At 68.9% G+C, this 25,683-nt stretch carries 28 protein-coding genes, 1 tRNA gene and 1 pseudogene; 19 read left to right on the top strand and 11 right to left on the bottom strand.

The features are described 5' to 3' along the window. The first annotated feature begins 15 nt into the window (after nucleotides 1-15). The 4 genes from ACU6XJ_RS09485 to ACU6XJ_RS09470 are packed head-to-tail and all read left to right on the top strand — an operon-like array spanning nucleotide 16 to nucleotide 4,117. Nucleotides 16-1,026 (top strand): ABC transporter permease, encoded by a 1,011-nt coding sequence (locus tag ACU6XJ_RS09485; protein ID WP_476308667.1) that lies wholly within the window; start codon nucleotides 16-18, stop codon nucleotides 1,024-1,026. Between the two features lie 9 nt (nucleotides 1,027-1,035). Beyond that, entirely contained in the window at nucleotides 1,036-1,965 is a 930-nt protein-coding gene (locus ACU6XJ_RS09480) for an ABC transporter permease (protein WP_476308664.1), read from the top strand. Between the two features lie 5 nt (nucleotides 1,966-1,970). After that, nucleotides 1,971-2,969: an ABC transporter ATP-binding protein gene (locus ACU6XJ_RS09475; RefSeq protein WP_476308662.1), complete on the top strand. Its 999-nt coding sequence runs from the start codon at nucleotides 1,971-1,973 to the stop codon at nucleotides 2,967-2,969. 17 nt (nucleotides 2,970-2,986) lie between these two features. After that, nucleotides 2,987-4,117 carry an ABC transporter ATP-binding protein gene (locus ACU6XJ_RS09470; RefSeq protein WP_476313888.1) on the top strand — a complete coding sequence of 377 codons (1,131 nt, stop codon included), beginning with the start codon at nucleotides 2,987-2,989 and terminating at the stop codon, nucleotides 4,115-4,117. On the opposite strand, the gene ACU6XJ_RS09465 is transcribed toward ACU6XJ_RS09470, so the two are convergent. Further along, on the bottom strand, nucleotides 4,095-4,346 hold the full coding sequence (locus ACU6XJ_RS09465; protein ID WP_476308659.1) for a hypothetical protein: 252 nt from the start codon (nucleotides 4,344-4,346) through the stop codon (nucleotides 4,095-4,097). The genes ACU6XJ_RS09470 and ACU6XJ_RS09465 overlap by 23 nt on opposite strands. 211 nt (nucleotides 4,347-4,557) lie before the next feature. On the opposite strand from ACU6XJ_RS09465, the gene ACU6XJ_RS09460 reads away from it, so the two are divergent. Further along, a complete protein-coding gene (locus tag ACU6XJ_RS09460) occupies nucleotides 4,558-5,412 on the top strand; it encodes a helix-turn-helix domain-containing protein (RefSeq protein WP_476308656.1) in 855 nt (284 codons plus the stop codon). Between the two features lie 25 nt (nucleotides 5,413-5,437). Then, the gene (locus ACU6XJ_RS09455) at nucleotides 5,438-5,644 is read left to right on the top strand and encodes a DUF397 domain-containing protein (protein WP_476308654.1); all 207 of its coding nucleotides are present in this window, start codon (nucleotides 5,438-5,440) and stop codon (nucleotides 5,642-5,644) included. Nucleotides 5,645-5,897: 253 nt separating this feature from the next. On the opposite strand, the gene leuA is transcribed toward ACU6XJ_RS09455, so the two are convergent. After that, a complete protein-coding gene (leuA, locus tag ACU6XJ_RS09450; protein ID WP_476308651.1) occupies nucleotides 5,898-7,688 on the bottom strand; it encodes a 2-isopropylmalate synthase in 1,791 nt (596 codons plus the stop codon). A gap of 351 nt (nucleotides 7,689-8,039) precedes the next feature. Here leuA and ACU6XJ_RS09445 point away from each other — a divergent pair, with 351 nt between their 5' ends. The 4 genes from ACU6XJ_RS09445 to ACU6XJ_RS09430 all read left to right on the top strand — a co-directional run bounded on the left by ACU6XJ_RS09445 (nucleotide 8,040) and on the right by ACU6XJ_RS09430 (nucleotide 9,551). Next, nucleotides 8,040-8,261, top strand: a complete 222-nt coding sequence (locus ACU6XJ_RS09445) for a hypothetical protein (RefSeq protein ID WP_476308648.1) — start codon at nucleotides 8,040-8,042, stop codon at nucleotides 8,259-8,261. 42 nt (nucleotides 8,262-8,303) lie between these two features. Next, nucleotides 8,304-8,702, top strand: coding sequence for a hypothetical protein (locus ACU6XJ_RS09440; protein ID WP_476308646.1), 399 nt, complete (start codon nucleotides 8,304-8,306; stop codon nucleotides 8,700-8,702). 52 nt (nucleotides 8,703-8,754) lie between these two features. Next, nucleotides 8,755-9,084: a hypothetical protein gene (locus ACU6XJ_RS09435; RefSeq protein WP_476308644.1), complete on the top strand. Its 330-nt coding sequence runs from the start codon at nucleotides 8,755-8,757 to the stop codon at nucleotides 9,082-9,084. A 173-nt stretch (nucleotides 9,085-9,257) separates the two neighbouring features. Next, nucleotides 9,258-9,551, top strand: a complete 294-nt coding sequence (locus ACU6XJ_RS09430) for a hypothetical protein (protein ID WP_476308641.1) — start codon at nucleotides 9,258-9,260, stop codon at nucleotides 9,549-9,551. On the opposite strand, the gene ACU6XJ_RS09425 is transcribed toward ACU6XJ_RS09430, so the two are convergent. Both ACU6XJ_RS09425 and ACU6XJ_RS09420 read right to left on the bottom strand, forming a co-directional pair. After that, nucleotides 9,552-10,145 (bottom strand): nitroreductase family protein, encoded by a 594-nt coding sequence (locus tag ACU6XJ_RS09425; RefSeq protein ID WP_476308639.1) that lies wholly within the window; start codon nucleotides 10,143-10,145, stop codon nucleotides 9,552-9,554. Nucleotides 10,146-10,153: 8 nt separating this feature from the next. After that, nucleotides 10,154-11,227, bottom strand: a complete 1,074-nt coding sequence (locus ACU6XJ_RS09420) for a hypothetical protein (RefSeq protein WP_476308637.1) — start codon at nucleotides 11,225-11,227, stop codon at nucleotides 10,154-10,156. A gap of 379 nt (nucleotides 11,228-11,606) precedes the next feature. On the opposite strand from ACU6XJ_RS09420, the gene ACU6XJ_RS09415 reads away from it, so the two are divergent. The 4 genes from ACU6XJ_RS09415 to ACU6XJ_RS09400 all read left to right on the top strand — a co-directional run bounded on the left by ACU6XJ_RS09415 (nucleotide 11,607) and on the right by ACU6XJ_RS09400 (nucleotide 16,084). Then, nucleotides 11,607-12,872: an aspartate kinase gene (locus tag ACU6XJ_RS09415; RefSeq protein ID WP_476308634.1), complete on the top strand. Its 1,266-nt coding sequence runs from the start codon at nucleotides 11,607-11,609 to the stop codon at nucleotides 12,870-12,872. Nucleotides 12,873-12,877: 5 nt separating this feature from the next. Then, nucleotides 12,878-13,945, top strand: a complete 1,068-nt coding sequence (locus ACU6XJ_RS09410) for an aspartate-semialdehyde dehydrogenase (protein WP_476308632.1) — start codon at nucleotides 12,878-12,880, stop codon at nucleotides 13,943-13,945. Nucleotides 13,946-14,038: 93 nt separating this feature from the next. Beyond that, a complete protein-coding gene (locus ACU6XJ_RS09405) occupies nucleotides 14,039-15,517 on the top strand; it encodes a gluconokinase (RefSeq protein WP_476308630.1) in 1,479 nt (492 codons plus the stop codon). A gap of 126 nt (nucleotides 15,518-15,643) precedes the next feature. Further along, complete coding sequence (locus tag ACU6XJ_RS09400) at nucleotides 15,644-16,084, top strand: VOC family protein (protein ID WP_476308627.1); 441 nt, start codon at nucleotides 15,644-15,646, stop codon at nucleotides 16,082-16,084. Here the strand turns inward: ACU6XJ_RS09400 and ACU6XJ_RS09395 are convergent. After that, nucleotides 16,006-17,187 (bottom strand): MFS transporter, encoded by a 1,182-nt coding sequence (locus ACU6XJ_RS09395; protein ID WP_476308624.1) that lies wholly within the window; start codon nucleotides 17,185-17,187, stop codon nucleotides 16,006-16,008. The genes ACU6XJ_RS09400 and ACU6XJ_RS09395 overlap by 79 nt on opposite strands. Nucleotides 17,188-17,374: 187 nt before the next feature. Here ACU6XJ_RS09395 and ACU6XJ_RS09390 point away from each other — a divergent pair, with 187 nt between their 5' ends. After that, nucleotides 17,375-17,944: a Fur family transcriptional regulator gene (locus tag ACU6XJ_RS09390; protein WP_476308621.1), complete on the top strand. Its 570-nt coding sequence runs from the start codon at nucleotides 17,375-17,377 to the stop codon at nucleotides 17,942-17,944. Between the two features lie 519 nt (nucleotides 17,945-18,463). Here the strand turns inward: ACU6XJ_RS09390 and ACU6XJ_RS09385 are convergent. Then, nucleotides 18,464-19,513 (bottom strand): annotated as a pseudogene (locus tag ACU6XJ_RS09385) (alpha/beta hydrolase); the annotation flags it as partial. Between the two features lie 139 nt (nucleotides 19,514-19,652). Between ACU6XJ_RS09385 and ACU6XJ_RS09380 the strand changes: the two are divergent. Then, nucleotides 19,653-20,210, top strand: a complete 558-nt coding sequence (locus ACU6XJ_RS09380) for an NADPH-dependent FMN reductase (protein WP_476313886.1) — start codon at nucleotides 19,653-19,655, stop codon at nucleotides 20,208-20,210. A gap of 91 nt (nucleotides 20,211-20,301) precedes the next feature. Further along, a complete protein-coding gene (locus ACU6XJ_RS09375; protein ID WP_476313885.1) occupies nucleotides 20,302-20,784 on the top strand; it encodes a Dps family protein in 483 nt (160 codons plus the stop codon). A 97-nt stretch (nucleotides 20,785-20,881) separates the two neighbouring features. Here the strand turns inward: ACU6XJ_RS09375 and ACU6XJ_RS09370 are convergent, their stop codons facing one another. Beyond that, on the bottom strand, nucleotides 20,882-22,741 hold the full coding sequence (locus ACU6XJ_RS09370) for a S9 family peptidase (RefSeq protein WP_476308618.1): 1,860 nt from the start codon (nucleotides 22,739-22,741) through the stop codon (nucleotides 20,882-20,884). Nucleotides 22,742-22,777: 36 nt separating this feature from the next. Continuing rightward, entirely contained in the window at nucleotides 22,778-23,206 is a 429-nt protein-coding gene (locus ACU6XJ_RS09365) for a nitroreductase family deazaflavin-dependent oxidoreductase (protein ID WP_476308616.1), read from the bottom strand. 97 nt (nucleotides 23,207-23,303) lie between these two features. Between ACU6XJ_RS09365 and ACU6XJ_RS09360 the strand changes: the two genes are divergently transcribed. After that, nucleotides 23,304-23,525 carry a DUF2277 domain-containing protein gene (locus tag ACU6XJ_RS09360; RefSeq protein ID WP_476308613.1) on the top strand — a complete coding sequence of 74 codons (222 nt, stop codon included), beginning with the start codon at nucleotides 23,304-23,306 and terminating at the stop codon, nucleotides 23,523-23,525. Here ACU6XJ_RS09360 and ACU6XJ_RS09355 read toward each other — a convergent pair. The 3 genes from ACU6XJ_RS09355 to ACU6XJ_RS09345 form a co-directional block, all read right to left on the bottom strand. Further along, nucleotides 23,493-23,927, bottom strand: a complete 435-nt coding sequence (locus ACU6XJ_RS09355; protein ID WP_476308611.1) for a nuclear transport factor 2 family protein — start codon at nucleotides 23,925-23,927, stop codon at nucleotides 23,493-23,495. The genes ACU6XJ_RS09360 and ACU6XJ_RS09355 overlap by 33 nt on opposite strands. A 139-nt stretch (nucleotides 23,928-24,066) precedes the next feature. Then, nucleotides 24,067-24,140: transfer RNA gene (locus ACU6XJ_RS09350), tRNA-Pro, on the bottom strand. A 17-nt stretch (nucleotides 24,141-24,157) separates the two neighbouring features. Then, nucleotides 24,158-25,114 carry a metallophosphoesterase gene (locus tag ACU6XJ_RS09345; protein WP_476308608.1) on the bottom strand — a complete coding sequence of 319 codons (957 nt, stop codon included), beginning with the start codon at nucleotides 25,112-25,114 and terminating at the stop codon, nucleotides 24,158-24,160. A gap of 62 nt (nucleotides 25,115-25,176) precedes the next feature. Here ACU6XJ_RS09345 and ACU6XJ_RS09340 point away from each other — a divergent pair, with 62 nt between their 5' ends. Continuing rightward, nucleotides 25,177-25,650, top strand: a complete 474-nt coding sequence (locus ACU6XJ_RS09340; RefSeq protein WP_476308605.1) for a GatB/YqeY domain-containing protein — start codon at nucleotides 25,177-25,179, stop codon at nucleotides 25,648-25,650. Nucleotides 25,651-25,683 lie beyond the last annotated feature (33 nt).

Here is a 25,683-nt window from a genome sequence, read left to right as displayed (position 1 = left end):
CGAGAGGTATCTGCCGTGCTTCGCTACATGGTGCGGCGGCTGCTCCAACTCGTCGTGGTAGTCGCTGTCCTGGCGTTTCTCATCTTCGCCTGGCTGCGTTCGCTTCCAGGAGGGCCGGTCTCGGCCCTCCTGGGCGAACGCGCGACTCCGCAGACGAGGGCGCAGCTAGCCGCCGAGCTCGGACTGGACCAGCCGATCCTGATCCAGTTCTGGAAGTTCCTCGGTCGCGCCGCGACGGGGGACTTCGGCGTCTCCACCGGGGTACAGCCCGGGGACACCGCCATCGACATCTTCCTGGAACGCTTCCCCGCCACACTGGAACTGAGCTTCTTCGCCATCGTCATCGCGGTGGCCCTGGCGATTCCGCTGGGCTACCTCGCCGCCCGCAAGCAGGGCAGTTGGTTCGACAACCTGGGCATCGCCGGGTCGCTGATCGGCGTCGCGGTGCCGGTCTTCTTCCTCGCCTTCGTGCTCAAGCACGTGGTCGCGATCAACATGGGGCTGCTGTTCACGGAGGGCCGCCAGACGCCCGGTCTGGACGCCACCAGGATCACCGGCTTCTTCGTGCTCGACGGCCTGCTGACCCAGGAATGGGATGCCGCGTGGGATGCGTTCCTGCACCTCATCCTGCCCGCGCTCGCGCTGGCCACCATCCCGTTCGCGGTGATCTTCCGCATCACCAGGGCCGCGGTGCTGGACGTGCTCGACGAGGACTACGTGCGCACCGCGGAGTCGAAGGGGCTCTCCACTCCGGTCATCCGGCGCAGGCACGTGCTGCGCAACGCGATGCTGCCGGTCGTGACCACCATCGGCCTGCAAACCGGTGCTTTGCTGGCCGGTGCGGTGCTCACCGAGAAGGTCTTCGCGTTCCCCGGACTGGGCCAGGCGCTCGCGCTGTCCTTCGAGAGACGCGACTATCCGCTGCTGCAACTGCTGATCCTGTGCGCCGCGGTGGTCTACGTGGTGATCAACCTGGTGGTCGACCTGTCGTATGCGTTGATCGACCCACGGGTCCGGGCGGGGTGAGGGGGAGCCATGGTTCTGCACACTGACAAGGACAAGCTGGATTCGCTCGCCGAATCCTCGGGCGAGGAGGGCGTCAGCCTCGCCGCATCGGCGTGGCGGCGGCTGCGCCGCAACCCGGTCTTCCTCACCGGCGCCGCCATCACCTGCCTGTTCGTGCTGGTCGCACTGCTGGCGCCCTGGCTGTCGCCGTACGACCCCGCCGACACGATGCTGATCGACCAGGTGTCCAAGGCGCGCAACGAGATCCCGCAACCGCAGCCGGGCCACCCGCTCGGCGGCGACCAACTCGGCCGGGACCTGCTGTCCAGGATGATCGTGGGCACCCAGCAGACGCTGATCGTCGGCGTGCTGGCCACCCTGATCGGCCTGGCGGGCGGGCTGGTGCTCGGCACCCTGGCCGGTGCGTTGGGCGGCTGGGTCGACACCGTGGTGATGCGGCTGGTCGACGTGATGCTGTCCATCCCCGGCCTGCTGCTCGCGGTGTCGATCGCGGCGCTGTTCCCGCGGCCCAGCCTCTACACGGTGATCATCGCGGTGGCGATCGTTCAGGTGCCGATCTTCGCGCGGCTGCTGCGTGGCTCGATGCTCGCGCAGCGGGCCAGCGACCACGTGCTCGCCGCGCGGGCACTCGGTGTCAAACAGCGCGCCATCGTCTTCCGGCACATGCTGCCCAACGCGCTCGGACCGGTGATCGTGCAGTCCACGCTGGTGCTCGCGGTGGCGATCATCGAGGCGGCCGGCCTGTCGTTCCTCGGCCTTGGCAACCCCGACGACCGGATTCCGGAGTGGGGCCAGATGCTGGGCAGCGCGCAGATCGTCATCGACAGCCATCCGCAACTGGCGTTCTGGCCCGCGGGCGGGATCATCGTGGTGGCCCTGGGCTTCACGCTCATGGGCGAGTCGCTGCGCGAGGCACTCGACCCGAAGAATCGGCGGTGAGGGCAATGGCACTTCTCGAAGTACGTGATCTCACCGTCGTCTTCCAGCGCAAGGGCGAGGAGCCGTTCACGGCCGTCGACGCGGTGAGCTTCGATGTGGCACCCGGCCAGACGGTCGGACTGGTCGGCGAATCCGGCTGCGGCAAGTCGGTGACCTCGCTGGCCATCATGGGACTGCTGCGGCCGCGCGGGGTGCGGGTCTCCGGCTCGGTGCGCTTCGACGGCACCGAACTGCTCAGCCTCTCGCCCGGCCAGATGCGGGACCGGCGGGGCAAGGACCTCGGCATGGTGTTCCAGGACCCGCTGTCCTCGCTGAACCCCGTGGTGCCGATCGGATTGCAGGTCAGCGAGGTGCTGGAACGGCACCGCGGCATGCTCCGCAAGGAGGCCATGACCGAGGCGGGGGACCTGCTGCAACGAGTCGGCATCCCCGACCCGAAGCGGCGGCTCACCGAATACCCGCACCAGCTTTCCGGCGGCATGCGGCAGCGTGCGCTGATCGCGATGGCGCTGGCCTGCCGTCCGCGGCTGCTCATCGCCGACGAGCCGACCACGGCGCTGGACGTGACCATCCAGGCGCAGATCCTGGCGCTGCTGTCCGAACTGGTCGCTGACACCGACACCGCGCTGATCATGATCACGCACGATCTCGGTGTGGTGGCGGGGCTCTGCGACGAGGTGAACGTGCTCTACGGCGGCAGGGTGGTGGAACGGGCCGACCGGCACGACCTGTTCGCCAGGCCGCGGCATCCCTATACACACGGCCTGCTGGCCTCGATCCCGCGGCTGGACGCGCCCCGAGGGGAGCGGCTGCGGCCCATCACGGGCTCGGTGTCGGACAACATCCCCTGGGAGACGGGCTGCGCCTTCGCGCCGCGCTGCCCGAACGCGCTGGAGGTGTGCGTCCGGGAGACGCCGGTGATGGAGCGGGACAACGGACGGCTGCTGCGGTGCCACAACCCGGTCGGCGAGCCGAGCAAGGTCAGCGAGGGGGTTTCGTCGTGAACGCCACCGAGAGCGCGGTGACGCCGGCACCGGTCGCCGAGGACTTCCTGGTCGAGGTGGACGACCTCGAGGTGCACTTCCCGATCAAGCGGGGCATCGTGCTGGACCGCACGGTCGGCTACGTCTACGCGGTCGACGGGGTGGACTTGCAGATCCGCCGCGGTGAGACCTACGGCCTCGTCGGCGAGTCCGGCTGCGGGAAGTCGACGCTGGGCCGCGGGCTGCTGCGGCTCACCGAGCCCACCGGCGGCCGGGTGGTCTTCGACGGCACCGACCTGTCCACGCTGCACGGGGAGAACCTGCGCCGGATGCGGCGGCGGATGCAGATGGTGTTCCAGGACCCGCTGTCCAGCCTGGACCCTCGTCAGTCGGTGGAGTCCATTCTGGTGGAGGGCATCCGGGCGCACGATCTCGACGAGGGCCGCACCGCGACCGGCACCCGGCTGCGCGAGCTTCTGTCGGCGGTCGGGCTGCCCGGCAACTCGCTGCGGAAGTACCCGCACGAGTTCTCCGGCGGTCAGCGGCAGCGGATCGGCATCGCGCGGGCGCTGTCGGTGCGGCCGGACCTGATCGTCGCCGACGAGCCGGTGTCCGCGCTGGACGTGTCCGTGCAGGCGCAGGTGATCAACCTGCTGGAGGACCTCCAGGGCGAGTTCGGCCTGACCTATCTGGTGATCGCGCACGACCTCGCGGTGGTGCGGCACATCTCGGACCGGATCGGGGTGATGTACCTCGGCGGCATCGTGGAGGAGGCGTCCTCCGACGAGCTTTACGTCGAGCCGCTGCACCCGTACACCAAGGCGCTGCTCTCCGCGGTGCCGGTGCCCGACCCGCAGGTGGAGGACCGGCGCGAGCGCATCCTGCTCGCGGGCGACCTGCCCTCACCCGCGGCACCCCCGCAGGGCTGCCGCTTTCACACGCGCTGCCCGTGGAAGCAGCCCGAGCGCTGCGACACCGAACGGCCGCCGCTGCGGCAGATCGGGGTCGGGCACCGGGTGGCCTGCCACTACGCCGAGGACATCAGGGACGGTCGGATCAGCCCGCACGAGGTGCGGGCCGAGATGGTGTCGGACGGCCTGATGCCGGGCACCGCGCTGCAGGACTCGCTGGCCGGGCCTGCCTCGCTCACCGAGGTCCTGGATCGCTAGCCACCAGTTGTTCGCTGCGCAGCAGACCCGTCCCGGACAGGTCTGCTGCCTCCAGCAGCACAATGGCCAGGTGATCCGCGTCTTCCGGACTGAGCATGGTCAGATCCATGCCTGGTGGGAAGGCCAACGCCACGCGGCCGTCGTCGGCCGTGACCACGATGTCGTGGTCACGCCCGGCGGCGTCCGCGCACGGCACCCACCATTGGAACTGGTCCTCGCCTGTGGCCATCAGATCTCACAGCCCAATCGTCTCGTGTGCGGTCGATCCACGGTACGACGTGAATATTCACTATCTCTATCGGGCAAACGGGTCCATAAGTGCCCGTGCTGCCCACAGTGTGGAGTGGATGCAGCAGGATCTAGGCCAAGAGGGACGGCGTGGGTGTACCTGCGCCGCTTGGGGGTACCGGCGATCGGGCTGACTTGAAGAAGGTATGACCATGAACGCACAGCAGAGCCCGACGGTTCGGGCGCGTCGACTGGGGTTCGAGCTTCGGCGCCTGCGGGAGGCTGCTCGTTTGACGGCCGAGCAGGTCGCCGAGTACCTGGACTGCTCTCAGCCGAAAATTTCTCGCATTGAAAGCGGGCGCGGACCTTTCCGAATTCTGGAAGTTCGGGCCATGGTCGAGCTATACGGTGCGACGCCTGCCGAGACCGAGGCGCTTCTCACGCTGCTGCGCGAGTCGAAGCAGAAGGGTTGGTGGGCGGCATACCGCGACGTGCTGCCCGCCGAGTACTCCGTGCTCATCGGTATGGAGACCGAAGCCACCTCGATTCGCACGTACCAGTCGCTCTTCGTGCCCGGTTTGTTGCAAACTGAGAGTTACGCACGAGCTGTCATACGAGATGCGTCCATCGAGATTACTCCCGAGGAGATAGAACGGCGCGTGGCCGTGCGCATTAAGCGACAGGACGTGCTCACCGGTGATAATCCCTTGCGGCTTTGGGCAATATTGGACGAGGCGGTGCTCCGCAGGCAAGTGGGCGGCCGCGAAGTCATGCGCGAACAACTCCAGGCGTTAGCCGATATGTCCGTAATGCCGCAGGTGACTGTACAGGTCATCCCCTTCTCCGTCGGTGCTCACCTGGGCATGGTCGGTGCTTTCGAGATCGTGGAGTTTACAGATCCCATCGACCCCGACGTCGTGTATGTCGAGGGTTTGGCGGGGGATCTGTACGTCGAGCGAGAGAACGAAGTGCGCTCGTATACGATCGCGTTCGACCACTTGCGAGCAGCAGCCCTGAGTAAGACCGATAGCGCTCGGTTAATAGCTGCGCTTGCCAAGGAGATGTAGCAGTCATCCGACAAAGGGGAGTGCTGTGTTCACATTGGACCGTGCTGCTGTGGTATGGAGAAAGAGCCTCCGCAGCGGTCCCAACGGCAGTTGCGTGGAGATTGCCGCTGTGCGCGATATCGTCGCGGTCCGTGATTCCAAGAACCCGTCAGCGGGTATGTTGGCCTTCCATCTACTCGGCTGGAACGTATTTCTGGCCGCTGCGAAGAACGGCATTTTCGACATGGCTTGAAAGTCATTTGTCACGCAGTGTGAAGATGTCGCCTTAGCGCCAACGTCAAATATCGCGACCACGCATACAACCCAAGGCATTCGTCGTTTCACCGAAAGTCCCTGATGGACGGCGCCCCCAGCGAGTTCCGGCCGGGGGCGCCGTCGACAGTGCGGCGCCCCGGCCGGATCACGCCAGGCCCCAGCGTCATTCCAAAATGATCACTGACAGTGAGTGGTTATCCCGTTGCGAGGCAAGCCATCCACGGATGGAGTCACCGGTTCACACGGTTGATCGCAGAGATCACTGCGCGTAGTGAAGCTGTGACGATGGACCCGTCCATCCCAACTCCCCATAGCACCCGATCGCCCACCGCGCACTCCACATAGGCGGCGGCCTTGGCGTCGTCACCGGAGCTCAACGCGTGCTCGGCGTAGTCCAGCACCCGAACGTCGAAGCCCACCGTGGCCAGCGCGTCGACGAACGCCGCGATCGGGCCGTTGCCGGTGCCCTGCACATCGTGTTCCTCGCCGTCCACCAGCACCGTCGCCGCGATCTCGTCGTGGCCGCCGCCGTCGTCGGAGATCCGGTGCCGCACCAGCTGGATCGGGCTGGACGGGTCGAGGTACTCGGTGCTGAAGGCCTCCCAGATCTCCTTCGGGCTGATCTCACCGCCGTGGGTGTCGGTGACCTCCTGGACGACCTGCGAGAAGTCGATCTGCAGCCGCCGCGGCAGGTTCAGGTGGTACTCGGTCTTCATCACATAGGCGACGCCGCCCTTGCCGGACTGCGAGTTGACCCGGATGACCGCCTCGTAGGTGCGGCCGACGTCCTTCGGGTCGATCGGCAGGTACGGCACTTCCCACACGTGGTCGTCCACGTCCACACCCGCCTCGTCGGCGGACTGCTTGAGCGCGTCGAAGCCCTTGTTGATCGCGTCCTGGTGGCTGCCCGAGAACGCGGTGTAGACCAGGTCGCCGCCATAGGGGTGCCGCTCGTTCACCGGAAGCTGGTTGCAGTACTCCACGGTGCGGCGGATCTCGTCGATATCGGAGAAGTCCACCTGCGGGTCGATGCCCTGGCTGAACAGGTTGAGCCCCAGGGTGACCAGGCAGACGTTGCCGGTGCGCTCGCCGTTGCCGAACAGGCAGCCCTCGATCCGGTCCGCGCCCGCTGCGTAGCCCAGTTCGGCGGCGGCCACCGCGGTGCCGCGGTCGTTGTGCGGGTGCAGGCTCAGCACCACCGAGTCGCGGCGGTCCAGGTTCCGGTGCATCCACTCGATCGAGTCCGCGTAGACGTTCGGGGTGGCCATCTCGACGGTGGCGGGCAGGTTCACGATGGCGGGCCGCTGCGGCGTCGGCTGCCAGATCTCGGTGACCGCGTTGCACACCTCGACCGCGTACCCCAGTTCGGTTCCGGTGTAGGACTCCGGCGAGTACTCGAAGCGGAACTCGGTGCCCGGGTACAGCGCGGCCTGGTCGGCCACGATCTGCGCGCCGGTGGTGGCGATCCGGCGGATGCCCGCGCGGTCGCTGTTGAACACCACCCGCCGTTGCAGGATCGAGGTGGAGTTGTAGAGGTGCACGATCGCGCGCGGGACGCCGCGCAGCGACTCGAAGGTGCGCTCGATCAGCTCCTGCCGCGCCTGGGTCAGCACCTGGATGGAGACGTCCGCCGGGATCGCCTCGTCCTCGATGATCTCGCGGACGAAGTCGAAGTCGGTCTGGCTGGCGGCAGGGAAGCCGACCTCGATCTCCTTGTAGCCCATCCGCACCAGCAGGTCGAACATCCGGCGTTTGCGGCCCGGGGACATCGGGTCGATCAGCGCCTGGTTGCCGTCGCGGAGGTCCACCGCGCACCACTGCGGGGCGGTGGTGATCCGCTTCTCCGGCCAGGTGCGGTCGGGCAGTGCTATGTGCTCGACCTCATCGGAAAAGGCGCGGTAGCGGTGGTGGGGCATCGAGGACCCGCGCTGGGTGTTCCAGCCCGGCTGGCCCTCGGGTGCCGGTCTCGCGGGCGTGCGTACACCGCGAGAGCCGGATACGAAGGAATCTGACGTGTTCATGAAGGGTTGGCTCCTGCTCGGCCTGGTCGGGAACGACCGGCGGGCCATGAATGCAGCCCTGATCCCCGCGACGGGACGCCGGTCTTTTCAGACCCCGTCGCGGCGAGGAAGCAGGAGGACACACGCCACGTCGGGGAGGCTATCCGGTCGCGTCACCGAATGGAAACAATGTCCCGAAGAGTGAGAATCGCGGCCCGCGACCAGGTTCCCCCGGTCGACGCGTGCATTAGCGAATCTTGTCATGCGATCGAGTGAGTGCACTGTCACACTTCGCCTATGGCTGCTTGGAGAGGTCGCGGGGGCCGCAGTACTGCGGCATCGATCATCAGGGGATTTGGTGCGCTGATCGCGGTGATCCTCGTCGCGCACATCATCTTCGCCCTTGCGGGCGCCAACCCGGCCAATGCGCTGGTCAGGTTCGTCGCGGAGTGGGCCAACATCTTCGCGCTGTGGTTCTACAACCTGTTCACCACAACCACGCCGGCGTTGCAGGTCATCCTCAATTTCGGCCTGGCGGCGGTCTTCTGGCTCGTCGTGACCGGCCTGATCGCGCGACTCGTCTGGCGGACGTGATCGACATGCACAAGATCGTGTGAGCCGGGACACTCGATGTCCATGAGAGGTTATGAGCCCGGTCCGGACGAGACCAGGCGGATGGACGCGGCGGAGCCGCCCATCCCGGCCACTCCCGTCCGGCAGACCGCTGCCCGGCCCGTTGCCGACCGCGGGCGCGGGGTGCGAATCGTGTGCACGCTCATCCGCTTCTTCACGGGTCTGTTCGCGGTGGTGCTCGCCGCGCACATCGTGCTGACCCTGGGCGAAGCCAACCCCGCCAACGCCGTGGCGGAGTTCATTCGCGAATTCTCCGGCGCTGTCTCGCTGGGCTTTCGCAATCTGTTCACCCCCGACAGCCTCAAACTGCGGGTCCTGTTCAACGACGGTCTCGCGGCGCTGGCCTGGCTCGGCATCGGGGCCGGGCTGGTCTACCTGATACGCCGGATAGCGCGTACCTAACGAAGTTACCCGTCAGTAGTCAGCGGGCTGGTGCGCGTGCCACACTCGAACCATGGCACAGCACCAGCTCCGCAAGACCGCCGGAGGCCGAGTGGCTCGCGCGCGCGTAGTGGGCTGGATCGCAAGCGTCGTCCGCTGGATCGGCACGATCTTCGGCCTGATCCTGGCCGCCTATGTCGTGCTAGTCATCGGCGACGCCAACCCGTCGAACGTGATCACCCAGCAGATCAGGGAGTGGGCCGACTCCCTGGTCCTCTACTTCGGCGACCTCTTCACCCCCGAGGACCCGAAGCTCCGGGTACTGATCAACTACGGCCTCGCCGCCCTCTTCTGGCTCATCCTCGGCAGCCTCATCGCCAAGCTCATCCGCAAACTGGGCTGACGGGCTGAGTCCGACCCCGGTTCTGCCGCAAGGCCTTCCCGAAGATCGTTCGATTCGTATGCTGATCAACTGCGGCCGAATGACGATCGAGGGAGCCATCCTTGTCCGAGCCGATACCTGTCGTCTCCGCGTCCATGACGCCCCAACGGGTCCTTGTCCCAGTTATTGGCGGCGTGTTGTTGCTGCTCGCGATGATCGCCGGGTTCGGTGAGGTGAGCATCCACGTGTCCGGGCTCTTCAGCTCCTCCGAGGTGAGCTGCGGACGGGCTTGGGCGCCGAATGCTGAGCACGTGACCGAAGCGGGGGCGGTCAAGTGCTCGATGGTGCTGGTGCCCAGGGCGATCACCGCCGCGATGCTGTTCCTGTCGAGCGCGGTCCTCTTCGCTGCCGCCCTGATCCCGCGGCAGGCTCCCGCACCTTTGCCGCCTCCGCCGCCCTACCTGCCTCCGCAGGCTCCGATGGCCTGACTACAGCGCCGGGTTTCCCCAGGTGCCTGCGAGGAAGACCTCTGACAGCGGCTTGCGTTTGCGGGGGGCGATCTCGCGGGAGGCCAGGTCCTCCGGGAGCACCGATGGGTCGGTGCGCTTGCCGACCGCGGCGGCCACCACCGCGTAGGCGTGGTCGGGCAGGTCGAACACCCGGGCTGCGGCGTCGGCGTCGAAGCCCGCCATCTGATGGACGTCCAGGCCCCCGGCGATGGCCTGGAGGGACAGTTGCGCCATGCCCAGACCGACGGCGTACTCGCTGTGCGAGATCGAGCGGCCCGTCTCGTCGGCGGTGACGCCGACCCCGAGCAGCAGGGCGCTCGCCGCAGGGGTCCAGGTCTGGTTGCCGGGCGCCAGGATGTCGAAGATCCGCTTGAACGTCTCGTCGCCGCGCAGGCCGACGAAGTAGCGCGCGGGCTGAAGGTTGCCCGAGGATGGCGCCCAGCGCGCCGCCTCCAGCAGCGCCCGAAGCTGCGGCTCGGTGAGTTCGTACTCGGCGTCGAAGGCCCGCGGGCTCCACCTCGCCTCGATCAGCGGGTGCAGCGGCGCGCTCGCGTCGGTCTTCTTCACGTCCATGTCTACCCCTAGATCGCGTATTGCCAGGCTGCGATGGAATGCGCGCCGAACCAGGCGCTGAACAGGGTGATGCCCGCCAACGCGGTGATGGCGGCCGTGCGGCGCTGCCGGACGAGGATCACCGCGAGCGGTAGCAGCAGGGTGAACGCGGGCAGCAGCAGTCGGGCTTTGGAGTTCATCAGGCCGTTGGAGCCCACGTCCATGATCAGGACACCCGCCGCGTAGACGAGCAGCGGCCAGTACACGCGCATGCGGATGCCCACCACGAGCAGCACCAGCGCGCCGATGAGGAAGCCCACCGTCGCCGTCTCCAGCACCGAGCGGCCGTTGGCGAGGATGTCCATGCTGAACCTCCAGGTCGCGGCGCCGCCGTCGAAGCGGGAGTCCCAGCCCCGCCGCTGGAGGGCGAACCAGCCGTCCGCGCTGCCGGTGCGCCAGCCGACGTAGCCGAGGTAGCCGAGCAGGCCCAGCGGTGCCAGCAGGGCACCCGCCCACGGGCGCCAGGCGTCTTTGCGCTGCACGATCGCCACTACGGCGGCCAGTCCGACCGCGAGTACCAGCGCGCCCGCCGTCGGGCGGACCAGGCCCGCCAGCAGGCAGCAGGTGCCCGCCAGCAGCCAGCGCCGCTCCAGCAGGCCGACCAACGCCCACACGGCGAAGGCGCAGAACAGCGCCTCCGAGTAGGCCATGATCAACACGATCGCCATTGGGGACGCGGCGAACAGGGCCACCAGCGCCAGGCCCATCGGCTCAGCCCGCTCGGGGCTGATGCCGGGGAGCAGGCCGCGGACCGCAAGGCCGGTGCCCAGCCTGGCCATGCCGTAGGCGGCGACGATGCCGGAGACCGCGCTGACCGCGAGCGCCCCGGAGATCAGGCCGACGCCGGGCAGCCAGGACACCCAGTCGATCAGCGTCGGATAGGCGGGAAAGAACGCCAGCGGGGTTTCCGGGCCGCGTCTGCCGAAGGCGTCGACCAGCGTGCTCGGCACCTTCTCGTAGCCCAAGGCGGCGATATGCAGATACCACTGGCCGTCCCAGGCGGTCAATGCCGACCCGACCCGAACGTTGTTTCTCCCGGCCATCCATTCGAGTAGGAGAAAACCGACGGCCCGAACCGCGAGATACACCACACCGGGGGCCAGGATCGGCCACAGTCTGGATCGGTTGAGGCCAGGCCCCGGCTCACGCAGTGCGTTGATCGGTCGGTCCCACCAGGAATTGAGCTGTTTTACCTGCTCAGAGGCCTGAATTTGGGCAGGCGGGGCCGGGGTGGGGTCCGCTGCCTCGGTCAGTGACACACACGCCTCCACGCCTGGCCGGGGGTCCGATCTCACAGGCTAGATGCATCAAATTCTTAGCGAGTTGCATACCAGATGTCAGCTAGTGTGCTCATCACCGACCCGGCATCGACGATAGGCGCCGGCGCGTGGAAAACCGCCGGTGCGAGGAGGTTTGAAGCACGTGGCGCTCGTGGTCCAAAAATACGGTGGATCCTCTCTGGAGAGCGCCGATCGCATCAAAAGGGTCGCGGAGCGCATCGTCGCCACCCGGAAGGCGGGCAACGACGTCGTTGTGGTCTGCTCGGCGATGGGCGATACCACCGATGAGCTGCTCGACCTCGCCAAGCAGGTGGCGCCGACCCCGCCTCAGCGCGAACTGGACATGCTCCTCACCGCCGGTGAGCGCATCTCCAACGCGCTGGTCGCGATGGCGATCCACAGCCTCGGCGCCAAGGCGCGGTCCTTCTCCGGTTCCCAGGCGGGCGTGATCACCACGTCGGTGCACGGCAAGGCCCGCATCATCGACGTCACCCCCGGCCGGGTCCGCACCGCGCTGGACGAGGGCTCGATCGTGCTGGTCGCAGGCTTCCAGGGCGTCAGCCAGGACACCAAGGACATCACCACGCTGGGCCGCGGCGGCTCGGACACCACCGCGGTCGCGCTGGCCGCGGCCTTGGGCGCCGACGTCTGCGAGATCTACACCGACGTCGACGGCGTGTTCACAGCCGACCCGCGCATCGTGCCCAACGCCCGCAGGCTGGACCGCATCACCAACGAGGAGATGCTGGAGATGGCGGCCAGCGGCGCGAAGGTGCTGATGCTGCGGTGCGTGGAATACGCCCGCAGATACAACGTGCCCGTGCACGTCCGTTCGTCGTACACCAACAAGCCCGGCACGATCGTGTCCGGATCCGTGGAGGACCTCGCAGTGGAACAGGCCATGATCACCGGTGTCGCACATGACCGGTCGGAGGCAAAGGTCACCGTGGTCGGTGTGCCCGACCACCCGGGCGTCGCGGCGAGAATCTTCCGGGTCATCGCCGACTCCGAGATCGACATCGACATGGTGGTGCAGAACGTCTCGCACGCCGTGAGCGGCCGCACCGACATCACCTTCACGCTGCCCAAGGACCTCGGCCACACCGCGGTCAAGGCGCTGGAGGCGGCTCGTCCCGAGGTCGGTTTCGAGCAGGTGCTCTACGACGACCACGTCGGCAAGGTCTCGCTGGTCGGCGCGGGCATGCGCTCGCACCCCGGGGTCACCGCGACCTTCTGCGAGGCGCTGGCCAAGGCGGGGGTGAACATCGAGCTCATCTCGACCTCGGAGATCCGCATCTCGGTGCTCTGCCGCGACACCCAGCTTGACGAGGCGGTACGCGCCCTGCACGACGCATTCGATCTCGGCGGCGACGAGGAAGCCGTCGTCTACGCCGGTACTGGACGGTGAGCGGGATGACCAAGCCAACCCTGGCGCTGGTGGGCGCCACCGGTGCCGTCGGCACCATGATGATCGACATCCTCAACGGCAGGCAGCAGTGGCCGTGGGGCGAGGTGCGGCTGATCGCCTCGCCGCGCTCGGCGGGCAAGAAGATCACCGTGCGCGGCCAGGAGATCACCGTTCAGGCGCTCGCGCCCGAGGTGTTCGACGGGGTCGACGTCGCGATGTTCGACGTGCCCGACGAGGTCTCCGCGCAGTGGGCGCCGGTCGCCGCGGAGCGCGGCGCGGTGGCGGTGGACAACTCCGGCGCGTTCCGGATGGACGCCGACGTGCCGCTGGTGGTGCCCGAGTGCAACGCCGACCAGATCGGCAACCGGCCGCGCGGCATCATCGCCAACCCCAACTGCACCACGCTGTCGATGATGGCGGCGCTGGGTGCGCTGCACGCCGAGTACGGCCTGCGCGAGTTGGTGGTCGCCTCCTACCAGGCGGCTTCCGGCGGCGGCCAGGCCGCGATCGACCGGCTCTACGCCGAGGTCGCCGCGGTGGCGGGCAAGGAGCTTGGCGCGAAGGCGGGCGATGTCCGCGCGGCGCTGGAGGAGGCCGGGCTGTCCATCGCGGATTCGCCGTTCGGTGCTCCGCTGGTGCTCAACGCGGTGCCGTGGTGCGGTTCGCTGAAGGACGATGGCTGGACCTCCGAGGAGCTCAAGGTCCGCAACGAGTCCCGCAAGATCCTGGGCATCCCGGGGCTGAAGGTGTCCGCGACCTGTGTGCGGGTGCCGGTGGTGACTACCCACTCGCTGGCCGTGCACGCCACCTTCGACCGCGAGGTCACCGTCGAGCAGGCCCGCAAGATCTTCGACGCGCAGCCCTCGATCGTGCTGGTCGACGACCCGGCGAACAAGCAGTTCCCGACGCCCGCCGATGTGGTCGGCAACGACCCGACCTACGTCGGACGCATCCGCCAGGCGCTGGACTTTCCCAACACGTTGGATTTCTTCGTCTGCGGCGACAACCTTCGCAAGGGTGCGGCGTTGAACACTTACGAGATCGCAGAGCGGATCGCCAGGGAGTGGAGCTGATCGGCAGGCGATTTCACTGCTGGTGATGCGAGGGCCCTTCCGCCCGGCCTGTGGGGGCGGAAGGGCCCTTCGCATGTCTGTAGCGTTCGGGGTATGGCCGACGGCGACGTGATATTGGGGCTGGACCTGGGAACGACCGCGACCAAGGTGGTCGCGGCGACCCGTGACGCGGAGGTCTCCTTCGCCACCGAGCAGGGCTATCCGCTGGAGGGCCAGGATCAGGACCGGGCCACCCAGGACCCGGCCAAGGTGCTCGACGCGGCGCTGGGCGCGCTGCGCTCGGCCGTGCGGGAATGCGAGGAACGCGGCCACCAGGTCGCCGGAATCTCACTGACCGGCGGCATGCACACGCTGATGGGCCTCGCCGCCGACGGTTCACCGCTCACCCCCTCGGTGAGCTGGGCCGACACCCGGGCCGCCGAGATAGCCGCCCGGCTGCGGGCGAGCGACGAGTCGGCGAAGCTGCACGAGGCGACCGGGGTTCCGGTGCACTCGTTCTCCCCGCTGACCAAGCTGATGTGGTTCGCCGAGCACGAGCCGGACACCGTCGCCGAGGTCCGCCGCTGGTGCGGCTTGAAGGACTGGGTGCTGGCCAAGCTGACCGGCAGGCTCGTCATGGACCACTCCTTCGCCTCCGGGACCGGCCTGCTGGACTCCGCCACGCTGGACTGGTGCGGCGCCGCGCTGGAGCACGCCCGCATCAACGCCGGTCAGCTACCGGAACTGGTGGCGTCCACCGAGGTCCTGTCGCTGACCGCCGAGGACACCGGGCTGCCGACCGGCCTGCCCGTGGTGGCGGGCCTCGGGGACGGACCGGCCGCCAACCTGGGTGTCGGCGCGGTGCTGCCCGGTATGGCCGCGCTCTCGCTGGGCACCAGCGGCGCGCTGCGGGTGGTGCGGGACCGGCCCGGCGTCGACGGTGACGGCAGGCTGTTCTGCTACGCGCTGGCCGACGGCCTGTGGGTGCTCGGCGGCGCGATCAGCAACGGCGGGTTGGTGGCCCAGTGGCTGTCGGACCTTTTCGACGACGCCGACATCGGAGATCTGCTGGCGGAGGCCGACGGGGTGCCGCCGGGCGCTGACGGTCTGCTGGCGCTGCCCTATCTGATCGGGGAGCGGGCGCCGTGGTGGGACCCGCGTCCGACCGGGCTGCTGGTCGGGCTGCGCCGTCAACACGGCAGGCCGCACCTCGTGCGCGCCATGGTGGAGGGCGTGGCCAACCAGCTTGCCCTGGTCTGGGACGCGGTGCTGGACACCGGTACCGGAGTTGACACCGTGCGCGCCACCGGCGGCACCTTCCGGTCCGAGGTGTGGGCCAAGGTGATCGCGGCCGCGCTGGACACCCCGCTGGAACTGGCCGAGGACACCGAAGGCTCCGGTCTCGGCGCGGCCTTGCTGGGCTGGCGCGCCCTCGGCGCCTTCGACTCCGTTCGCGACGCGGCCGAGCTGATCTCCACCCACGGCACCGTGCACCCCGACCCTACGATGGCCGAGCACGCCCGCCAGGCCCGCGAGGTCGTCCGCGCGGCCTACCACGCGGCCGACCAGCTCAGCGGCTTCGCGGGTCGCTAGGGAGCTTCAACCACCAGCAGCCCCCACATAGCGGAGCTTCCGGGTCGCCAACGCTCCTGCGGACGGCAGGTGTCAGGGGTGGCTGATAGAGATGGGCGACAGCGGGGTTCCGTCGAAAGGCAGCTCATGACACTGCGCGCGTGCGTCGGGCTGGTCACCATCGGGGTGTCCGAGGTGGCCAGGTCGGAGAAGTTCTACCGCGACCTCGGCTGGGAGGTGGTGGTCGCCGCCGAGGACGGCATGCGGGTGTTCCGCACCTCCGGCGCCTGGCTCGCGCTCTACCCCGCCGCCGCGCTGGCCGACCTGGCCGGCCTGCCCGCGGCGAAGGTGGACGGCTTCCGCGGCGCGCTGCTCGCGGTCAACGTCGAGACCGAGCAGCAGGTGGACGAGGCGCTGGAACTCGCCGCCCGCGCGGGCGGCACCGTGACCCACCCGGCAGAGAAGGCCGTGTGGGGCGGGTATACCGGCGCGTTCGCCGACCCGGACGGTCACTCCTGGGAGGTCGCGTACAACCCCTTCTGGCCCATCGGGTCCGACGGGCGGCCCGACCCGACCGCGGCGGGTTGAGCGGGCATCAGGTACCGCACCAGGTAGCCGAGGCCGATGATCGCCACGCCCGCGACGGGCGCGGCGACGAAGCTCCACTGCCTTGGCGCGTGGTCGACGACCAGGCCCACCAGCGGCGTGCCCATGGCCAGCCCGAGTGTCACCGAAGTGCCGTGCAGGCCGTTGACGACGCCGCGCACGCTCGCGGGCGCCAACTGGTTGATCCGCTCGCCGGAGGCGGCCATGGCGGGTGCGGTGATGAGCCCCACCGGGATGATGGCCAGCGCCAGCGCCCACCACAGCGGGCCGACCATGCCGACCGGCGCGGCAAGCAGTCCCAGCAGGACGGTGAGCGGCACCAGCGCGAGTGAGCGGTGCAGCGCACCGTGGATCAGGCCGCCCAGCGCGGAGGCAACGCACCACGTGCCGAGCACCAACCCGGTCCAGCCGACCTGTCCGGACCGCTCGAGGCTCGCGATCAGCGCCAACTCGGTGCCCGCCATCACCACCACCGAGGCCATGGTGCAGAAGAGCACCAGCACCAGGCTGCCGGTCAGCCACTCCCGGCGCGGCGGCTTGGCCTGGCTCTTCTCCTCCTCGGTCTTCAGCGCCGGGTTCATCAGGTACAGCAGGGTCGCCGACCCCACCAGCCCGGCGCCGACGGCCAGCGTGGCGGCGGTGGTGGACACGCCGGTCGCCAGCGCGACACCGACGGCGGGGCCGATGATGAAGGCGATCTCGACCGAGATGGCGTCCATCGAGTAGGCGGTCCTGCGCTGTTCGGTCGGCACCAGCGCGGCCAGCGACTGGCGGACCACCGAGAACGCGGGCACGTTCAGCAGGCCGTTGAACAACGCCGCAGGCAGCAGCACCTCGTACGGCAACTGCGCTGCCGAGGACCAGAACACCAACTGGGCGGTCCCGCACAGGATCAGGGTCTTGCGCAGTCCCCAGTGGTCGAAGAGCCTGCCGATCAGCGTCGCTCCGAATGCGCCGCCGAGCATGGATGCCGCGCCGACCAAGCCCGCCGCGGCGTATCCGTGGTCGAGGCCGATCACCACGTGCAAGGTGAGCGTGATGCCCGCCGCCGTGTACGGCACCCTGGCCAGGATGGCCATCAGCATCAACGATCGAACACCGGGTATTGCCAGGACTTGGCGATAGCGATCGAGGGCCACCCTGACCATCTTCCGGGTTTCGGCCTGTTGAGGCATGTCATTTTCGGCAGGCTCACTGATCATCCGAACGAGTTATACCCAAGTCGATGGTTTTCTTGACTCATTCCAATAAGCGTGCTGTTCTGGATAAGCCATGACTCCCACCACGACACCCGAACCGACCGGGCACCAGCGGCAGCTTCGCTCGGTCGGTCTCCGGGTGACCGCGCCCCGGCTGGCCGTGCTCGACTGGCTGGCCGGACACCCGCACGCGACCGCTGATGAGATCGCCGCAGGCGTCCGGACCCGCCTCGGCTCGGTGTCCACGCAGGCCGTGTACGACGTGCTGCGGGCCTGCACGGAGACCGGGCTGTTGCGGCGCATCGAACCCGCGGGCCACCCGGCCCGCTTCGAGACCCGCACCGGCGACAACCACCACCACCTGGTGTGCAGGCGGTGCGAGAAGACCGAGGACGTCGACTGCGTGCACGGCTCGGCGCCGTGTCTGGAACCCACCGACACCGCCGGGTTCACCATCGACGAGGCCGAGGTCGTGTTCTGGGGGCTGTGCTCGGACTGTCAGTCCTCTGCCGGTGCGGACGGCGGCACCCAGTGGCGCGAGGAGGACCGGGGCGACCGCGTCGCGGCGACGTTCGCGCCCGGCGGCCATGGTTCGGTCACGGCCGAGCGCGTCGCCCGGGCCACTCCGGTAGCGGGCGAGTAAGGACCCGCGGGTATCCCACACCCGCTTCCCAGCCGGGCAGGCGCGGCAGCCGACCCCCAGCGGCCACCAGCGCCTCCCGGCGCCCCTCGAATGCTGTTGTCAGCCCGCGGGATCTGCTTTCGGCGCCTTGAACTCCGGCTTCGGCACCGCCTTTTGCGGGGCGCCTTTGGCCGCCGTGTCCTTGGGTTCGGACGCCGCCGCGCTCTTGGCGGCGGGGGCCTTCTTGGCGGACGTTGCTGATCCGGACGCGGGCTTCGCCGGGGTCCGAGCGGCCTGCGTCGAGGGTTTCGCTGCCGCGTTCTTGGTGGTTGCTGCGCCGCGCGTGGGCTTCGCCTGCGTCGTGGGCTTTGCCGCGGTGGATGTCCGGGGCTCGGTCTTTGCGGGGCTCTTCACCGCGGGCGCGGTCTTCGCCGGCACCGCGTCGGGCTGAGCCGTCCTGGCAGCCGCGGGTTTGCGGGCCCGGCTTGTCCGCTTGGCCGGTGCGTCACCGTTGCCGCTCGCGGTCTGGGCCACCCGCAGCGCCAGGCCGGTGCGCAGCGCGCCGACGGCCTCGAACACCGCCTCCCGGCAGCGCCGCCCGGCGCCGAGCACATTCGCGAAGCCGTGGAAGAGGTCCTCATACCGGCGCAGCACCACCGGCACGCCCGCCTCGGCCAGCCGCTTGGCGAAGGCCTCGCCCTCATCGCGCAGCGGATCGAAGCCGCCGGTGGCCAGGAACGTGGGCGGCAACCCCGTCAGGTCCTTGGCCAGCAGCGGCGACACAAGCTCGTCGGCCCGCTGCTCGACCTTCGGGCAGTAGTTGTCGGTGAACCAGTCGATCTCGGTGTTGGTGAGGAAGAAGCCGTCCGCGAACAGCTCCTGCGAGCGATAGGTCGTGGTGGCATCGGTGGCCGGGTAGAACAACAGCAGGAACGCGGGCTTCGGTCCGCCTGCCTTGACGGCCTGGATGGCGGTGACCGCAGACAGGTTGCCGCCCGCGCTGTCGCCGCCCAGCGCGATCCGGCTCGGATCGGCACCCAACTCGTCGGCATGGCTGACCGCGTACCGGAACGCGGCGAAGGCATCGGTCGCGCCGCCGGGGAATGGGCACTCGGGCGCCAGCCGGTAGTCCACTGACAGCACGCGTACCTCGGCGTGCTTGGCCAGGAACCGACACAGGTTGTCATGGGTGTTCAGGTCTCCGAGCATGAACCCGCCACCGTGGTAGAAGACCAGCAGCGGCGACGGCGTGGCCAATCCCTCCGGGGTGTAGAGCCGCGCGGGCACGGTGCCCTCGTCGGTGGGTACGAAAAGCTCACGGGCCGCCACCGGCTCGATCCTGGGGCCGCTGATCAACGCGTCGGTCTGACGCAGTCGCTTGCGGGCCTCCTCGGGGTCGTTGCCGGAGATCCCCGCGCCGACCAGTTTTTGCATCCGCAGCATGACCTGGGCTTCCAGCGCCAACTCGCAGCCGTCGACGCGGATCGGCTTCCCCGCGATCAGCCGAAGCACGGGCCTCGGCAGGTCGAGTAGCAACTTGGCGCCCGTTGCCAGCCAGTTCGGCGGGATCCGCTCCAGTACGTTCGCCATCGCGCCCTCCGTGCTCCCGTTGCCCGTGCCGAAGCTGATGTTACCTGCGAGTAGGTAGCCGTGGGGTGGTCAAAATCATCCGATGCCCATCCTGGCGTGCGGGCTGACCCCGCGTACCGGCAATGCGAGGATCGAAGGCATGACGGTCACCGTGGTCGGTATCGGCGGCTCACTCCGCTCGGGTTCGCAGACCGAGCGCGCCCTGCACCTCGCACTGGACGGTGCGCGGGAGGCGGGCGCGAAGGTGGTGGCGTTCACCGGCGCCGACCTGGTGCTGCCGTTCTACGATCCGGCGCTGCCGCAGCGCCCGGAGGCCGCGGTCAGGATGGTCGAGGCGCTGCGCACGGCCGACGGCGTCGTGCTGGTCTCGCCCGGCTACCACGGAACGGTGTCCGGCCTGGTCAAAAACGCGCTCGACTATGTGGAGGACCTCCGCGAGGACGAGCGGCCCTACCTGGACGGCAGGGCCGTGGGCTGCGTGGCCACCGCCCAGGGCTGGCAGGCCGCGGTCACCACGCTGAACTCGCTGCGGTCCATCGTGCACGCGCTGCGCGGCTGGCCGACGCCCCTGGGTGGGGCGCTGAACACCGGCGAGGTCCGGCTGGACGCCGAGGGCGGGTGCAGCGACGAGAAGGTCGAGGCCACCCTCCGTGCGATCGGCCACCAGGTCGTCGATTTCGCGTTGTCGAAGGTGTGAAACAGCTCATCAGCGGGTGAGCCCGGACCGATTTCGGGTAGCCCTAATCTGGAACTGTTCCAGATACTTGGGAGCTGTCGTGACCACCACACTGAACAAGAGCAAGATCACCAGTCCGCTCGGCAAGGCGGAGCAGAAGGCGGTTGGGGCCGTCCTGCAGGAGGCGCTGGCCGACCTGATCGACCTGTCGCTGGTCGGCAAGCAGGCGCACTGGAACGTGGTGGGCCGCCACTTCCGCGACCTGCACCTGCACCTGGATGAGGTCGTGGACACCGCTCGCGCCTTCTCCGACGAGGTCGCCGAGCGCGCCGCCGCCCTTGGCTTGTCGCCCGACGGCCGTGCCGCCACCGTCGCGGGCTCGTCCGGCCTGCCCGAATTCCCTACCGGTCAGCAGGTGGACCACGAGGTGGTGAAGCTGGTCGTCGGCTGCCTGGACACCCTCGTGAAGCGGATGCGCGACCGCGTCGAGGCCACCGAGAAGTCCGACCCGGTGACCCAGGACCTGTTCATCGACATCACCCGGAAGCTGGAGGAGCATCGCTGGATGTTCGCGGCCCAGCTCATCGAGGGCTGACGACCTTCCACGGTCGGCGGCGGCCCCGTAGCCCACGGGGCCGTCATCGACCGGGCTTCGACCGACTCCGCTGCGGCGGATGCCGGGATTCTCGCGATCAGGCCAGGTCGAGCATTCGGCGGGCGAAGCCGACCTCCACCGAGGTCTGGCGGAGGGTCTCCGCGATCACCAGGGAGCCGTGGCCCGCGTCGTAGCGGTAGACCTCGTAACGGGAGCCCCGCTCGGCCAGCCGGTTGAGGTAGTTGTCGATCTGCCGGATCGGGCAGCGGGGGTCGTTCTCGCCCGCCACGATCAGCACCGGGGCCCGCACCTGGTCCACGTAGGTCAGCGGCGAGCACTCGCGGTACCGGTCCGGCACCTGTTCCGGCGAGCCGCCGAACAACGCCCGGTCGAAGGCCCGCAGCGGCTCCATCTCGTCCTCGTACGCCGCCAGGTAGTCCGCGACCGGAACCCCGGCCACGCCCGCCGCCCAGCGCTCGGGCTGGGTGCCGATGGCCAGCAGGCAGAGGTAGCCACCCCAGGACGCGCCCTCGACAACGCACCGCCGAGGATCGGCGAGGCCGCTGTCCACCGCCCAGTCGTGCACGGCGGCGACGTCCTCCAGTTCGGTCAGCCCAGGGCGCCCCTCGATGGCGTCCCGCCACGCCGAGCCGTAGCCGGTGGAGCCGCGGTAGTTGACGTGCACCACGGCGAACCCGGCGTCCAGCCAGGCCGCGCGGTAGGCGGAGAAGCGGTCCTCGTTGGCCGCGTGCGGACCGCCGTGCAGGCTGAACACGGTCGGCAGCGGCCCATCCGGCGCGTCCTCGGGCCGGGAGACCAGCGCGTGCACCCGCCCGTAGTCGGTGGGGATGAACGCGTCGACCACCGGCACCGACGGCGGCGCGAGTTGGCCCTTCGGCTCCAGCAGCACCTGATCGGTGCCGTCGGTGTACAGCGCCCGCACCACGCCGGCCTGCTCCGCCGATGACCAGCTGTACTCGATGGTGCCGTCCGGGCGCACCGTGGCAGATCCCACCGAACCGCCGGGAGTGTCCAAAGTGGTCAGCTCGCCGGTGGCGATGTCGTAGCGGTGCAGGGTGGTCCTGGCCTGGTAGGTGTGCAGCACCAGCAGTGCGCTGCCGTCGGGGTACCAGTCGGCGGTGAACTCGCCAGGCAGGTCGAAGCTGAGCTCCGTCTCGCCGTCGGTGGCGAGATCCCAGATCAGCAGTTCCTCCTTGCCGTGCCGCTCATGCGCGACAAGCAGCCGCGCGTCCCCGGTGACCGGGCTGAACTCCAGCGCGTCGAGACCCTTGCCCGCCCCGTCCCAGCGCTCGCCGACCATCGAGCCGTCGGCCACCCGCAGCACCCTGATCGCCGGGTGCCGGTTGTCGCCGTGCTCGGAGTGGGAGATCGCCAGCAAGTGCTCGTCCCGGGACAGCGCGCCAACCCCGGCGTCGTGCTCGTTGCGGTAGATCACGGAGGCGGGCGCGCCCAGCGGCGCCGTCCAGATCGTCGTGCCGTCATCGGTGGAGGCGCCCAGCGCGATGAGCTTGCGCCCGACCGCGAGTCCCGCCGGATAACCCGCATGCGTGGTAGGCAGCGCGGGCTCGGCCGCCGCGTCCACCGGCAGCCCGGCGAACGGCTCGATCACCCAGCTGCCGAACTCGTCGCCGTCGGTGTCGGCGAACCACCAGATCTGCTCGCCGTCCGGGCTCAGCGTGCCCCGGTGCGTACCGTTGGGCCGGTCGGTGACCTGCCGGTGCGTGTCGGTGCTGCGATCCCAGGCGTACAGCTCCCAGGTCCCCGAGGAGTTGGAGACGTAGAGGCAGCGGTCCGGCGCGTCCTCGGCCCACTCGGGCAGCGAGGTGCGCGGTGCGGTGAAGCGGCTCCTCCACCGAGCCTCCGCCCGCGGATCGGCGAAAAGCTGCTCGGGAACGACGGCGCTGGGGTGTTCGGTCACCCCACGATCCTGCCGCATGCGGTGCTCATCACGCCCCGCGCCGTCCACACGCAGTTATGCGCGTTCGAGCACCACGACCGGAATCTCCCGATCGGTCTTGGTCTGGTACTCGTCATAGTCCGGCCAGACCTCGGTCATCAGCTTCCACAGCCGCTCCCGCTCGGCGCCTTCCGCAACGCGGGCCTTGACCGGAAACTCCTCACCCTTGATCTGCACCCGAACCTCGGGATCGGCCCGCAGGTTGAGGTACCAGGTCGGATGCGTGGTGGACCCGCCGTTGGAGGCGACCAACACATACCGCCCGCCATCCTCGCGGTAGATCAGCGCCGTCCGCCGCTCCTTACCGCTCTTGCGCCCCTTCACGGTCAGCAGCAGGATCGTCGTCCCCCGCCACTCGTGGCCCTCCGCGCCATCGGTCTCGACATACCGCTGAATGTGCTCGTTCACCCACGGCGTAGGGCTGTCCACCGGAGCCTGCGTCATCGTCGTTATCCTTTCGTCACCTTCCCCCGACGCTAGGCCCAACTCCGATATTCCGCAGACCCGTGCACCGCGGGCGCCAAGTGCGGACAATGGCCTTATGTGCCGAAGCATAAAAACCCTCCGCCCGCCCTACGCCGAAGACGTCACCGAGGACGACATCCGAGCCGCCGCCCTCCAGTACGTCCGCAAGATCTCGGGCTTCCGCAAACCCGCCCCCCACAACGCCGAAGCCTTCGACCGAGCGGTAGCCGATATCACCCAGGCCAGCGAACTCCTCCTGGACTCCCTAAAGGTCCGCGGCACCCAACCCACCGCCTGAAACCGGCGTGGTCTGACTGAGCACACACACCCACCGCCCCCCACGCCACACGAACACATCGGTAGTCCACTCATCCGCCTCGAACACCGCCCCGCCGTAATGAGCCGTGTTCGTCACCCGAGCCGACACCAAACAAGTCCCCCCATAAAACCGAACCCTGGCATCCCCAACCCGCTCCATGGCCGAGTGCGTCAACTCCCCACTAGCCACCAGTGAGAGAAAAGCCTCCTTCGACGCAATCCCCGTCTCGGACACCATCACCCACTCATCCCCCATAAACCGCCCAATGCGCTCGCCATCATTGGCCACAATCGCGGCAGCCCAAGCATCCGCGACAGCAAGCACCAGGCCCTCAGACTCAGCGCCCGTACCAACAGATCCAGCAACGCGGTCATCGCTCATACCGAGACTTCAACACAACCGCGGGGGGTCCGGGGGGCGGAGCCCCTCCGGCTGGGTTTTGGGGGCTTGGCCCCCAAAAGAAATAAACCGGGTGCTGTGGTTCGCGATCTCCGCGAACACACCTCACCCGGTCAACCGGTCGGGGTGACAGGATTTGAACCTGCGACCTCTTCGTCCCGAACGAAGCACGCTACCAAACTGCGCCACACCCCGGTGGAGCCTCGCAAAGCTTAGCGGATCGGTTGGCCGGTTCCGAATCGGGTGTTGCCCGCGGAGGCCGAGCGGCCGTTGGCGGTGGGGGCCGACCGTGGGACCAGCGTCAACAGGCTGGCTTCCGGGGGGCAGGCGAAGCGGACCGGGGCGTAGGGGGAGGTGCCGAGGCCTGCTGAGACGTGCAGCCACATGTGGGCGCCCCAGCGTGAGCTGCCGCGGGCGCGGGAGCGGTCAAGGCCGCAGTTGGTGACCAGCGCGCCGTAGCCGGGCACGCAGAGCTGCCCGCCGTGGGTGTGGCCCGCCATCACCAGGTCGTAGCCGTCCTTGGCGAAGGAGTCGAGCACCCACGGCTCCGGCGAGTGCGTGACCCCGAGCCGCAGCGCCGCGTCGCCGTCGGCCCGGCCCGCGATCTCCTCGTAGCGGTCCCGCTTGAGGTGCGGGTCGTCAACGCCCGCCGCCATGATTTTCTGCCCGTTCACGGTGATGGCGCGCCTGCGGTGGGTCAGGTCCAGCCAGCCGCGTTCGGTCATCGCGGCGCGGAGGTCCTGCCAGGGCAGCGGGATGCCGTGGATGCGCTTGTTGCTGGGCACCAGGTAGCGGGCGGGGTTCTTGGGCCGCGGCGCGTAGTAGTCGTTGCTGCCGAAGACGAAGAAGCCGGGGCGGTCCAGCAGCGGGCCGAGCGCCCTCAGCACGGCGGGCACGGCCCGGCGGTGCGCCAGGTTGTCACCGGTGTTGATCACCAGATCGGGTTCGAGTTCGGCCAGCTCGGCCACCCAGCGCTGCTTGGAGCGCTGACCGGGCATCATGTGCAGGTCGGAGATGTGCAGCACGCGCAGCGGACTGGCGTGTTCGTCCAACACCGGCAGGGTGGCATTGCGCAGCGTCCACCTGCGACGTTCGATGCCCGCGGCATAGCCCAGGGTGGCGGTGCCGACGGCCGCGGTGCCCAACAGGATCCGACCCAACGTATTCACGACGTCGAGGGTACGGCGAAACCGACGCGAGGTTTCTTCCGGCTGGCGGTACGGTCGGCGCCATGGCAGAGCTGAAGGCGCGATTGCAGGCTGACCTGGCCGCGGCGATCAAGGGGCAGGACAAGGTGACGACGGGCGCGCTGCGGATGGCGCTGGCCGCGGTGTCCACCGAAGAGGTCTCCGGGAAGTCGGCGCGCGAGCTGTCCGACGAGGAGGTCCAGCGGGTGCTGACCCGCGAGGTGAAGAAGCGCAAGGAGGCCGCGGAGGCCTTCGACGGCGCCGGGCGCACCGAGCAGGCCGCCGCCGAGCGCGCCGAGGGCGAGATCCTCGGCGCCTACCTGCCCGCCCAGCTGGACGACGCCGAACTCGAGCGCTTGGTGAACGAGGCCATCGACGAGGTCTCCGAGCAGGTCGGCGGCCAGCCGAGCCAGAAGCAGATGGGCCAGATCATGAAGGCCGCCAACACCAGGATCGCGGGCCGCGCCGAAGGAGGCCGGGTCGCCGCCGCGGTCCGGGCCAAGCTTCAGACCAGCTGAAACGACATGAGGGGCCGGCTGATCCGGCCCCTC

It is taken from the genome of Actinorectispora metalli, assembly GCF_056323685.1.
The sequence above is the reverse complement of the archived record's forward strand: the minus strand, read 5'-3'. Positions and strand labels throughout refer to the sequence as shown.